At 31.4% G+C, this 13,684-nt stretch carries 6 protein-coding genes; 3 read left to right on the forward strand and 3 right to left on the reverse strand.

Annotation, left to right across the window (positions count from 1 at the left end; translation table 11 throughout):
- Positions 1-1,330: 1,330 nt before the first annotated feature.
- A complete protein-coding gene (locus tag CN692_RS12000) occupies positions 1,331-2,551 on the reverse strand; it encodes a helix-turn-helix domain-containing protein (protein WP_098119403.1) in 1,221 nt (406 codons plus the stop codon).
- A gap of 343 nt (positions 2,552-2,894) precedes the next feature.
- Between CN692_RS12000 and CN692_RS12005 the strand changes: the two genes are divergently transcribed.
- Positions 2,895-3,782 carry a LysR family transcriptional regulator gene (locus CN692_RS12005; protein ID WP_098119404.1) on the forward strand — a complete coding sequence of 296 codons (888 nt, stop codon included), beginning with the start codon at positions 2,895-2,897 and terminating at the stop codon, positions 3,780-3,782.
- Positions 3,783-3,996: 214 nt separating this feature from the next.
- On the opposite strand, the gene CN692_RS27180 is transcribed toward CN692_RS12005, so the two are convergent.
- On the reverse strand, positions 3,997-4,131 hold the full coding sequence (locus tag CN692_RS27180) for a TetR family transcriptional regulator (RefSeq protein ID WP_098119444.1): 135 nt from the start codon (positions 4,129-4,131) through the stop codon (positions 3,997-3,999).
- Between the two features lie 415 nt (positions 4,132-4,546).
- Here CN692_RS27180 and CN692_RS12015 point away from each other — a divergent pair, with 415 nt between their 5' ends.
- Positions 4,547-6,010 carry a flavin monoamine oxidase family protein gene (locus CN692_RS12015; RefSeq protein WP_306659902.1) on the forward strand — a complete coding sequence of 488 codons (1,464 nt, stop codon included), beginning with the start codon at positions 4,547-4,549 and terminating at the stop codon, positions 6,008-6,010.
- 223 nt (positions 6,011-6,233) lie between these two features.
- Here the strand turns inward: CN692_RS12015 and CN692_RS12020 are convergent, their stop codons facing one another.
- Positions 6,234-7,367: a GerAB/ArcD/ProY family transporter gene (locus tag CN692_RS12020; protein WP_098119405.1), complete on the reverse strand. Its 1,134-nt coding sequence runs from the start codon at positions 7,365-7,367 to the stop codon at positions 6,234-6,236.
- A gap of 1,256 nt (positions 7,368-8,623) precedes the next feature.
- Here CN692_RS12020 and CN692_RS12025 point away from each other — a divergent pair.
- Complete coding sequence (locus CN692_RS12025) at positions 8,624-13,549, forward strand: S8 family serine peptidase (RefSeq protein ID WP_179874427.1); 4,926 nt, start codon at positions 8,624-8,626, stop codon at positions 13,547-13,549.
- The last annotated feature ends 135 nt before the right edge of the window (positions 13,550-13,684 follow it).

Consider the following 13,684-nt stretch of genomic DNA (forward strand, 5'->3'; position numbering starts at 1 on the left):
TACTTATGTTGACATTTATAACTGAGTATGTAATTTAGAAAATGATTGAATATGACTTAGAGTTTTATTAGATAAATGGAGTAAAAAAATGGAATACACACTTTTACTTGATATTTTCATAAAAATCTTTAAAATTGCCCAAATGAATTATGTCAATTAAAGACAAAAAATCTAAAATATTGCTAATTTGATAACTTATAATACGTAAAAAACTTATTCGCTAAATTATGCATGTTATTTTTAAAAGATTGTCGAGATTAGTCGAAATAAAAAGTTGTATATTACCCCAATTTACGATTTTGTCGATCTCAAGTAAAATTAAACTATATTTACTGAATTAACAAAATGGTTAATACTTAAATATTTGGTTAGGGTTTGAGCATAGAATTTACAATTCATTGACTAATTAAGGAGGGGGAGTATGAAAATAAGAAAAAGATTTGCACAAGGAATGACTTATGTTTCTCTCTTCGGTTTAGTAATGTCAAACATGTCGTTTGTACATACCGAGGAAACGAAACAATAGCTTTCGATTTCGAATAAAAAACGTAAGCCCGACCAGGATATTGTTGTCAGTCAGAAAGATGGCAATCCAAATACACCAACTTTAACAAAAGAAGATATCGACATACTCGATGAACAAAGTAAAAAGAGCATTCTCAATGCAATTGATAGAGAATGAGAAAAAACAATTGAGAATATGTCAAAGTTCACATCTGATGAATTTCATCGAGTAGACAAAAATGTTTCTGTGATTGTTCGATGAAGGGTAGAACTGTTTCGCATTGAGTGCGCTTAGCGCGAGTCAGATGTCAGTTAGTCAAGAAAACAGTTTGGAGATACCAAACAACAAGTACTAAGTAGGGTATCACTCGGTACAACAAGAAGTCAACTGCGAAAACGAAGTCAAATAGTTTAAATTGGGACGCAATCAAAGGTCAAAATGAGGACCGAACACAAATCATCATAAATCAAATTACGATCGTACACGACGATTGTTGTCATGAAAGGTAATAAAGTAGTAGCGAAAGTAAAAGTTTCAACAAAGGAACATTTACTGTAAAGTTATCGAAACCAAGCAAATGAAAAACAGAATATACATTATATTCTGTTGGCCAAGTGGGCAGGTGCAAGTGTGAAAGTTAAACGTTCAATCACAATTAAGTAATAAAAAGTGGTAAGCAAATATAATTAATTGATCAACATAAAAATAAAAATAAAAAAAATCAGGTATACTAATTAGATATAATTTTCACCAGATAATTATATTGAAAAATACATTTCAATCTTAAGAAAAAAACAAGAATACATTATGTATTCTTGCTTTTACTTAAGTAACAAGTATTAATTTTGCCATTTCCAATGCTTTATCAGGTAAGTTTATTTTAGAATAATAGTTAAAAAGTTCTTTTTCAGATCGCTGAATTAAATAAGTGTAACCATACGTATTAAACATTGGTAATGCTTTGTTAGCTAAATATTTAAAGTACTCTTTTTCTTTCGATTTAAGTAAATAAAGGATTAGTCTAAAAAGATGAATATACAATAATTGATTAATTCGAATCGCAATAATTAATCCATCTTCAGCAAGTTGAATTAATTCATTTGTTGGAATAAGCTCACCTTTAAAAGAGGTATGAATATATCCTTCCAAAGAAAGTAAATAATTAGGAGATTCTGGATCTTTAAGGGACATTGATTGCTTATAATGCAACCTAGCTTGATCATAGTTTTTTCTTCTGTAGTACTCATAAGCTAAGTTATGAAGTAATTTGGCTTTTCGGTCAGGAGCATTGCATATATCACAGCTTTTGATTAAACTCTTAAAACGAGTAATAATTTCTTCATAATCACTGTTTTCAGTAACTTGAATAATCATAATCATTTCAGCATCTATAACTCTAAGATAGTTATTAATATCTTTAAAATATTTATGCGATTTTTCTGCAAAATAGTATGCCAAAACTGGAGATTGAATTGTATGGTATGCCATCGCTAAGTGATAGTAATATTCTGGATTTTTATAATCCTCAATTTGGATTTGTTTTAGCGTTTGAATTGCTTTAATATGATCTTCACATTTTAAATAATAAATTCCTAAAACATGTTTTAATAGATTGGATTCATAATCTGTTAGTTCGTTCTCTAATTTTTGTATTTTCTTTATGATTTTTATCGCTTCACGAGTATTATTATGAATTAAAAAATATCTAACGCGAAGTAAATGATATAAGTGGATATAGTCTGAAATCGCGAGCAATTCTTCATGTTCTAATTCACTATTGATTTGTTCGATTTCTTCTGCTAATTGCATAATGATTGCATCATTCCATTGTGTTAAGCGATGTTTAATATTGATTAATTTATTTATTTCAACATCAATCACGATTCCTAGTCTCTCGGATAATATATTTATGATTTCATTATTAAAGGTTGTTCGATTACATTCGATCTTACTAATATGAGTAATGGAACAGATATTTTTACCTAATTGTTCTTGTGTTAGTTTGTATTTTTCTCGATAGAACTTTATTATTTTACCCTCATACATAACTAATTCCTCCCTTCATGTTTGTTGAATTTTAGAGTAATTTAAGTTGCAAACTATTTACTCTTTGGCGAGTTTTGAATATTCTCATTTTGATAAGGGTAGAAAATTAATTAAATAGAGATTTTATAATACGTATTAATAAAATTTTACAATATACGATAAATTTAGTACATTTACAAAAATGGTAAACATTATGAAGAAATACTTAACTGAAGTTTAGTTTTTAAACCGATGAATGGTTATTGTTTTGCAGATTAAACTAACAATAAATTGTATCTTCAACTTTTCTTAACTAATATATAAGATAGTAGAAATGAGAAAAGCTGAATGCTGAGGTGAAAAGATGAATTTTGAACAAATGGAGTACATTATAACAATTGCAAATGAAAAGTCTATTACAAAGGCAGCTGAAAAATTTTTTATATCTCCATCAGGAATGAGTCAATCAATTACACAATTAGAAAATGAGCTTGGTATTAAAATATTTAATCGTTCAAAAGTTGGAGTAACTCCAACTTTTGAAGGGAAAATAGTAATTTCAAAAGCAATGATATTACTAAAGACCATTAAAGATTTAAACAAAGAGATTGATATTTATAAAAGTAATAATAAATCACAATTAAAAATTCTAACCGCCCCTACTTTTTCTTATTTGATTCAAGAGCTATTGGTGAAATTTAATATGGATCATAAGGATATATCAATCGAAATAGTCGAGCAAAACCCAGTAAATATTATTCAAGATTTTAATAAACATAACTATGACATTGCATTTATATCAGCAACAATTGATGAACTAAAAAAAGAAAGAAATATTAAGTTCGAACATTTACATAGAGGTCACATATGTATTGCTGTTGGTAAAAAATCTCCGTTTTATTCTATGGACTATGTAGCCCCTAGAGATTTAATACATGCAAAAACAGTAGTGTATAAAAATTCTGACTATAAAAGGCTATTAAAAATTGCTAAAATGGATCCTAAAAATATAGTACTGACGTCAAATAGAATTAACCTTTTATTTGAATTGGTAAAAGAAAGTCAAACTATCTTATATCTTCATGATTTTACGATTAAAAATCGCCCAATGGTATTGAACGGAGATATTAAGATTGTGCCTTTAAAAGAAGAAAACTTATTCGAAATAGATTTCTGGCTTATTTATTTAGAAAAGAAAGGTTTAACACCGGAAGCAAGGGAATTTATCAAAGAATTAAAAAACAGCATTTAAAAAGATAGTGATACAATCAATAAATTTAAAAAAATAGGAAAAAAAGACGTCAATTGAACGCTTTTTTTCCTATTAGTAGTTTTCGTTCTTGTAAAGCTAAGATGATCGATCATATTCATCCACTTTATTATTTAAGTCAATACATTTCTTTATGAAAAGTATTGCACAGACTTCGTTGACGGAATCAAAAATAGAATTTTATATAAAAGATCTATCAACCCATCATTGGAATGACTAGATCTTGAATAAGCCCTTCAAGTATTTCAAATTCAACTTCCTCGATTAAATCCAACTTATCCTTATAATGATAATAAAAGGTTGCACGGTTAATATCTGCCTCATTAATTATTTCCTAGACGGTTACACTTTGGAATCCCTTACTAGAGGCCATTTTAAACAATGTATTTTTTATAAGAATTTTAGTTTTTTTGAATATGAGTTTATTTGTAAATCTCTTGTCCAAATCAGTCCCAAATATTATTTATCTTTGAAAATAAAGGCTTCTATTCTGATTTAAAAGAATGGTTATTCACAGACTTAGTTAGAATGAAAAATTAAGTTGGTAGTCTTAGAATAAGTCTGGCTAAAAACAGACAAAAACAAAAAATTAGAAGCGTTTAGGTATGGTGAGTTGACAGTTTCGTACATATCAGTTGAATTATATTTTGAATCAGGATAATTAATCTTTTTTGAAATTCTACTTAAACCCGTAAACGAATAATATTTTATTAGTAGCTATTATATTTCAAGATGAGGTGATATCTTTGATTCAAAAATTACTACTTTCAATGGAGCAAATGATATACATAATTCAAAATGGATTACAAAAAACGAATTCACCTAAACATATTACAATTATAGGTGCAGGTATATCTGGTCTAGTTGCTTCTTCACTCCTAAAAGAAGCTGGGCATAGTGTTACCATAATCGAATCAAATAACAGAATAGGGGGGAGGATTTACACAAAAAGGGAACCTTTTATTAATAATCAATATATAGATCTTGGGGCAATGCGTATACCTTCATTTCACTATTTAGTTTTTGAATATATAAAAAAATTTAATTTGCAAGTTAATGAATTCATTAATAGCACCCCTCAGGATCTGATTTATATTAATAACGTATTAACAAATGAAAAAAATTATAATGCTAATCCAGACCAATTAAATTTTAAGGTCTCCTCAAGCGAAAAAGGAAAAACGGCATTAGAGTTACTATTATTAGGAGTTGATCCAGTTATTGATTTTATTAATCAAGATCCAGTAAAGAATTGGGATATCGTTATTAAATTGTATGATCATTATTCAATGGCAAACTTTTTAAAATATAACCCTGTTGGTGTATCACTATCAACTGAAGCAGTTAATCTAATTGAAACGTTTGTTGGATTAGAAGGATTTTCTGAACTTGCATTTACAGCCATATTAAGGGAAGTTTTAATACTAATAACAAAAGATCTAAAACTTTATGAAATTTCAGGTGGGACTGATCATCTTATTAATGGATTTTTACCACAACTTAAAGACGACATTATTACGAATCAAAGAGTAAAAAAAATTATACAAAATGAATCAAACGTAACAATTTATACTGAAAATCAAATACTAAATACTGAGCATCAACTGTCTAGCGACTTTGTGATTTCTACAATTCCTTTTTCTTTATTGAATTTTGTAGATTTACTTCCATTTGAGTCAATTTCATATGATAAAAGGAAAGTTATTAGGAAGATACATTATGCAAATTCAACTAAAATAGCTCTTCAATTTAAAACGAGATTTTGGGAAAAATATGGAATAAATGGTGGGAAATTAACTACTGATCTACCAATTAAGTTTTCATATTTTCCAAGTCATGGACCCGGGATGTCTGTTGATACAGGGATTATGTTAGCAAGCTACACATGGGAAGATGACTCTAGTATTTGGAACAATATGACACAAGCAGAACGAATAAAAATTGCCTTGAATGATCTTTCATATATATTTGGAAATGAAGTGTTTTCAGAGTTCTTAATAGGTTACTCACATGATTGGAATGAATTTCCTTATTCCGGAGGAGCATTTGTCATGTTTAAACCAGACCAGATAAAAGAATTAGGTCAATTTATTAGTACGCCAGAAGGGAGAATTCATTTCGCTGGATCTCATTCATCAACTACACCAGGCTGGATGCAAGGTGCAATTGAAGCAGGAATTAGAACCGCGTATGAAGTTAATAGTAGATAAGTTAGATTTTATTGATTTCATTAATGAACCTAAAGCATACATTAACTGAAGTTTAATTACACTTCTTAAGTAGTCGGCGATCAGTGTTCCAATGGATAAAAAGAAGCCCTAAAGTATAAAAAGCTACTTTAGGGTTATTGGATAATAACTAGTAAACTGAGTCTTTTCCATTTATATATCTTATCATTATTTTAAAAAATATATATGGTATGAATTGTTCAAATCAAACACTTTTACTTACCAACTTTTTACCCCTAAGCTTCCTTCGTATTAGAACTATTATAAGTAGTATAACAGGAATTACTATTTGAAGTGGTAACTGTAATAAAAATGGTACTATTTCTGAGGTCTTTATACGCTGTTCTATATAGTTCGGCGCTAGCCATAATGAACAAATTAACACTATTATTGCAATAGGATAGATTAAATCACTACTCCTCTTCACTCCAAATAGCTCGGCTGATCCCGAAACAGCACAATAGAAATAAACCGTAATTTTTATGAAGAAATTATATACTGTAAGAATTACAAGAAAAGTATCCAATTTTTGAATAATATCTGCAATATTAATATAACTAACAGAAGTAAGAAATGGATAGATAGTTCTTTCTATTTCTGAAACACCCAATATTGAAATATTTAATATTGAAAGTATAGTCACTATGACTCCATACAATAATAGAGATGATATTCCTACCTTTATTGCTTTCTTTTGATTAGTTAAATTCGGCAAAATCATAGTAAATATAAATATTTCTCCAAAGGGATTTGAAACCAATAAAGGAGTGGCTTTTAATACTGGTTCCCAACCATTTTCTAAAACAGGCCTTAAATTATTAAAGTTAATAATATTAGAAATCATCTCTAATCCAATAAAAAGTAAAATAAAAAATAGTGAAACAAAAAACATAAATTCATTTGCTCGTGCAAATGTTTCAAAGCCTTTATAAAGAGCGTACATCATTAAGAGCATCATTAATATGCCGATAGAAATAAGTGATGAACTGCTATATAAAGTCACTACTAGTATATCTTCGCAATTACGTAGAACAAGAGCAGCATAGTAAATAAAATATACTATATAAATTAATGCTAATACTTTACCAATGTATTTACCTAAAATATGTTGTATATATTTTGTAAAGGGTATTTCTGGGAAAAATGAATTTAACTTAATAATCACATAAAGTAACAGACAACCAATAACAAGTCCCAAAATTAAACTGATCCAAGTATCTTGCTTAGCTCTTTTATAGATTTCAATTGGTATTGGAGCACCTAACTCAAACATAAAAATCATACAAAGTAATTGAAAATCACTTATTTTTATTTTACGATTCATTTTATTTCGTTTCATTCCTTCCTAGGACTTTTATTGCCTAGCTTTAATCATGTCCCTATTTTTACCATATAATTTCAAATTTATGATTATAGACAAAAATTTCATTGAGGATTGAAAATTGGAAAGTAAAGGAATCAGCTAGTAGTGTTCCAGAGGATAAAAAAAAGCCCTAAAGTATACAAAGCTACTTTAGGGTTATTTGATATTACTTTTTACCCCTAAGCTTCTTTCGTATTAGAACTATTATTAAGTAGTATTACGGGAAAACCAAGCAAAGGAAACACAGAATACGTATTATATTGGGGCAAGGGAATTTGTCAAAGAACTAAAAAATAGCATTTAAAAAGATAGGGATACAATCAATAAATTTAAATAAAATAGGAAAAAAGACGTCAATTGAACGCTTTTTTTCTAATAGTAGTTATCGTTCTTGTACAGCTAAGTTAATCGATCATGTTCATCCACTTTAATAATTAAGTCAAAACTATTCCTTGATGAATTGTATCTTTATTTCGATAATTGACCCGCTTCCTCTTAGAAACTTACTTTTTCATTGAACAAAAATTTCACTGACTTTATTATAATTGCATGGGTTAGTTTAGTTTTAAGGGTTACTTGGGTAACTCTTATTTTAATAAATACCACTATATTTTAACTACTTTAAAAAATATCCTCATTCAAAAATGTGTCAAAAGAAGCAGAATTTTCTTATCTAGATTACGATCCATCCACTCAGTAAATCATATCCGTTCAAAATCTTATATTATGTGGATTCCAAAAATCATCCTATGATCTTAACATTAAGGTTTTGCATTGGGATTGAAGCTTCCCGTAATTTTTAAATTAAATGACTCTTTGTTTTTCCGTATGCATCTCCTTAAAAGTGATTAATTGTGTTACAGAATTAAAGATAACAATAAAAATTCTCAATTTCATTAATAATTATTGAATATTCAAGTTAAAGAGAATATTAAAAAAACTCGTTTGACGGCGATGATCAAGTTGATATAGTATGAATTCGTTACATTTGATTAAGAATGCTATCGCTTGTCGTTAGTAAGCTTTCTACACTTTTAAATTCTGAAAGGAGATATCTAAGGGGAACTGGAAAAATTTTTGGGATCAATTCGATGAGTTCTTGATTGAGAAATACATCCTGAATCTGTCGATATACCTCGAATGGCTTCATTTAACTGATAAAGTTATTTTGAAAAATGTTTCTATTAATCTATCTTATTATTCACTTAAATTTTCTTGAGAGGAACTGGGAAATGAACAACATAAAGAATCGTAAAATAACTACATATGCCTTAGCATCTGCTCTTGCGCTTTCTAATTTGGCTATGGTTTCACCAGCATTAGCAGCTTCTTATCGACCAGGTGATTTAACATCAAAGTTGAAACAAATTAGACAATTAGAGGATTCAAAGAATCAACAGTACAAAAACAAAGTAACTGATACTAAATTAAATTTAAAAGCATCAGATAAAGTACGAGTCATCGTTGAAGTGGAGGGCCAATCACCAATTGAATACGCAACAAAACAAGGGGAAATATTTAAGGACTTACCTGAGCGTCAAAAGGCTAGTCTTTATGCAAAAGTAGCGAGCCAACAAAGTTCGGTAAAATCTAAATTACAAGAAAAAGGAATCAACATTAATTATACGAAGCAATATTCAACTGTATTTAACGGTTTCAGCGGTGTAGTTGAATTTGGTGATGTAGCAAAAATTGAAGCTACTTCAGGTGTAAAAAATGTTTATTTAGCAAACGAATATAATCGTCCTACTTCTGAGCAGGTTACTCCAGATATGACGAAAAGTCATCAATTTATCCAATCTAAAGAAACTTGGAAAGACACAGGATACGATGGTAAAGGTATGGTTATCTCCATTATTGATACAGGAATTGATCCTACACACCGTGATTTTAAATTAACTGATCATTCAAAAGAAGGGTTAACAAAAGAGAAAGTAGCTCAACTTGTACAGGATAAATCATTACCAGGTCATTTCTATACTGACAAGGTTCCATATGGCTATAATTATTTTGACCAAAACAGTATAGTTACGGATCTTGGACCTGGTGCTTCAATGCACGGTATGCATGTAGCGGGTATTACGGCAGCAAACGGTGATGAAGCAAACGGCGGCGTTAAAGGGGTTGCACCGGAAGCACAAGTTCTTGCGATGAAGGTATTCAGTAATGACCCAAGCTATGGTTCTACATGGTCTGATATTTATTTAGCTGCAATCGATGACTCTATTAAACTAGGCGCTGATGTCTTAAATATGAGTCTTGGTTCTGTGGCATCTTCTTATGAACCAAATAGTGCGGAAGACCTTGCAATTACTCGTGCAGTTGACAATGGTATTGTTTGCGCTGTTTCTTCTGGTAATTCGGATCAAATTGGTTACGGATGGGACGATCCTTTTACTCAAAACCCTGATATCGGTGTAACAGGAGCACCTGGCCTAAACAAAGATACGATTTCAGTAGCTGCTTCTGGAAATGAAGCTTACCTTTATGAACATGCTATAACGCTTGATGGAAACGATATTAATGTTACAGGTAAAGGGATCGATGACTGGAAAAAACTATCAGACAAATTTGGTGGAAACTTACCAATAGTTAATCTAGGAAAAAATCCTAATGGAACATACAAATTAGGTACACAAGATGATTATAACGGTGTAGATGTTAAAGGCAAAATTGTTCTTGTGGCTCGTGGCTCACTTACTTTTGCTGAAAAGACGAAGTATGCAGCTCAAGCCGGTGCGGTTGGTATTATCGTATGGAATGCGACAAACGGAGTTCAATACGCTGACCTAGGCGGTTTTGATATTCCAATGATGTTTATTAACATAAGTGCAGAAGGTTTAACATTAGCTAATGCACTTACAAGTCCAGGAACAATGCATGTGAACCAAACAAAGAGAACTGAAGACGCTGAAATGGGCCGTATGACAAGCTTTACTTCATGGGGAGTTACTCCTAGCCTTGAATTAAAGCCTGAAATCACTGCACCTGGTGGAAATATCTTATCCACGGTTAATAATAATCAATATGAAGTGATGAGTGGTACTTCAATGGCATCTCCACATGTAGCTGGTGGTTCGGCATTAGTACAAGAGTATCTGAAAAATAACCAACATTTTAGTTCGTTAAATGTTAGTGAACGTACTCACTTGGCAAAAGTTTTGTTGATGAATACTGCGAAAGTGATTAATGACTTAGATGGTCATCCATACTCTCCACGCCGTCAAGGTGCTGGTATGATGCAAATTGAAAATGCTGTTACAACACCTGTTTACTTCTTTAACAAGTTAACTGGTGAAGCAAAGTCCGAATTGAAGGATTTCCAATCTAAGCAAGTTTCAATGACTTTCACAGCTAAAAACATTTCTGATAAAGATGCAGAATATAAAGTAGATACAACAGCATTAACAGATGAATTCTATCAAACTAATGGAGCTGATCGCAATGCTCTTCAAGCAGGGGCATTTGAAGGTATAAAAATAGATGCTCCTGAAACGATAAAAGTTCAAGCAGGTCAATCCATTGATTTCACTGTTAAAATTGATTTAACAAATGCAAAAATTCCAGGTTTTGATAAGAGTGGAAAGAAGATACTTGCAGATCTTCATAGTAACGTTTTTGTTGAAGGTTCTGTAAATCTTATTAGTACCGATGGTCATCCCAACTTAACGGCCCCATACGTAGGCTTCTATGGTAAGTGGGATAGCCTTCCAATCGTGGATGGTTTCAATGATCTTGGTGAAAATCGTTATTTCGATTTACAACCTATTTATGGCCCAGATGCAAAGGACATGACACGAGATGACGATAATTATTTCTGGGGTTCTGTTCCTGGAAAGAATTATTATGCGTTATCACCAAACGAGGATCAATATGATGATAATATCAATGCAGTTCCTTCATTCTTAAGAAATGCATCAGAAGTACAATATAATATCCTTGACAAAGATGGTAAATTCCTTCGCCGTTTAAGTGCCCAATCTGATGTTACAAAAAATACCTTTAACAATGGTAACGGCGACATACTAAAGTATAGCAATGCAACTATTTGGGATGGTAAAGTAAATGGTCAAGTCGTTCCAGACGGTTTATACAGTTATGAGATTAAATCTGTTATTGGCTATGAAAGTGCACAATGGCAGTCTAAGAAGATCCCGGTCTATGTTGATACTCATGCGCCAAGTATTCATGCAACTTACGATGCAGATAAGAAGGTTGTTACTTGGGATGGATTGGATGAAGGAACTGGGGTTGAAGGGTATTATATCTTCGTAAATGGAAATCTTGTTGGACAAACTGATAAAACAAAATCTTCATATGATTTAGTTACCGCTCCAGATAAATCAGTAATTGAAGTAGTTGCTATGGATTATGCTGGTAATGCAGCAGAAGATACTGCAGCAATTGGCGACGTAGACCTTCCATTAGTATATATCACTGACGGTACATCAGATGGTGCTGGTGGCTATGTTCCAAACTCACCAGAACCATGGGGAGCTTATAGCGATAACAAAATTCCAGTTAAAGGTTTCGTAACAGACGAAATTGGTATTAAAACAATTAAAGTTAATGGAAAAGAAGTTCCATTTACTTTTGATCCAGAAACTGGACACTACAACTATTCAACAATTTTAATGTTTGATCAAGATGGTCATTATACTGTTCAAGTAGAAGGAACAGACCTTGCTAACAAAAGCTTCTCGATTGCACGTCATATTTACGTTGATACAAAAGCTGCTGAAATTAATGTAGATGCACCAGCTCGAGTAAATAAAGATGTAGATCATGTAACATTTAATGTGAATCTAAAAGATAACTTCAACTTCTTAGAATTCTACGTTGGTGAAAACCATGAATTCGAAGTTCCATTAAAGGATCCGGTGAGTGTCTTAACGCCACTAAATAAGGATTATCAAGTGACTGTTCCATTAAAAGAAGGCGAAAATAAAGTTTTATTAAAAGCGACTGACCTTGCTGGAAATGAAACAGTGAAGGAAGTAGTAATTAATCGTGAAGATGCTCCAATCACAACTGGTTGGGTAGTGAATGATGATAATAAAGTTTACTACTACGACGAAAATGGTAAAATGCACAAAGGCTTCTTAGAATTAAAACAAACAGAAGATGATTACACATGGAAATCTACATTCTACTTTGATCCAAAAACTGGCGAAATGCACAGAGGTTGGTTAGATTTAAATGGAAAACGCTATTACTTTGACCAAGAAGGCGGTTTAATGGCGACTGATGTTACTTTTGTTCCAGAAAGTAATAACTACTTCTATTTTGATTCTAAGGGTGTAGCACAAACTGGTGTCTTCAACTTATATGATGATAAAGCATACTTTGATGCTAAATCAGGTCTATTACGTAACGCTTGGAAACAAGTTGGAACTAAATACATTTACGCGGACAAAGACGGCTCTTTTCACACTGGCTGGTTAAATGTTAGTGGCAAGTGGTACTTCTTTAATAAAGATGGCTACATGCAAACTGGTTGGTTAAACGATGGTAAAAATACTTACTATTTAAATAGTAAAGGCGAGAAAGTAACTGGCTGGTATACGGTAAGTGGAAAAACATATTACTTCAATCAAGCTGGTATTAAGTTAACTGGTTGGGTGTCAGTAAGTGGTAAGAAGTACTACTTAAACAGCGACGGCTCTAAATTTATCAATGGCTGGAAATCAATTAGTGGTAAAAACTATTACTTCGATAAAAACGGTGTAATGAAAACTGGTTGGTTAACAGTAAGTGGTAAGAAGTATTACTTAAACAGCGATGGCTCTAGATTTAGCAATGGCTGGAAATCAATTAGCGGTAAAAACTACTACTTCGATAAATATGGAGTAATGAAAACTGGTTGGTTAACGGTAAGTGGTAAGAAATATTACTTAAACAGCGATGGTTCAAGATTTAGCAATGGCTGGAAATCAATTAATAGTAAATATTACTATTTTGATAAAAACGGTGCAATGAAAAAGGGCTGGTTATCACTACACGGTAAAAAGTATTACTTAAACAGCGATGGCTCAAAATTTACTAATGGCTGGAAAAAAATAAACGGTAAATATTACTACTTCTACAAATCTGGCGCTATGGCAGTAAATGGTAAAGTAGGCAAATATAGAGTTGGAAAAGACGGAGCTAGAAAGTAAGTAGTTTAATTAATTAATAGTTTCGAAATGGGTAGTCTTTGGGCATGTATTCGACTTTGGATACATGTTTTTTTTAGAGCAGTAATGAGGAAATCTAAAGAATGAGCACTATATATAGGTAGTTAAAGTAAAAAA

Source organism: Bacillus sp. AFS002410 (assembly GCF_002556365.1).
Classification (GTDB): domain Bacteria; phylum Bacillota; class Bacilli; order Bacillales; family Bacillaceae_G; genus Gottfriedia.

Bases quoted from the DNA above. Each gene is read 5' to 3' on its own strand.
- CN692_RS12000 (WP_098119403.1), bottom strand. From the start codon at position 2,551: ATGTATGAGGGTAAAATAATAAAGTTCTATCGAGAAAAATACAAACTA.
- CN692_RS12005 (WP_098119404.1), top strand. From the start codon at position 2,895: ATGAATTTTGAACAAATGGAGTACATTATAACAATTGCAAATGAAAAG.
- CN692_RS12020 (WP_098119405.1), bottom strand. From the start codon at position 7,367: ATGAAACGAAATAAAATGAATCGTAAAATAAAAATAAGTGATTTTCAA.
- CN692_RS12025 (WP_179874427.1), top strand. From the start codon at position 8,624: ATGAACAACATAAAGAATCGTAAAATAACTACATATGCCTTAGCATCT.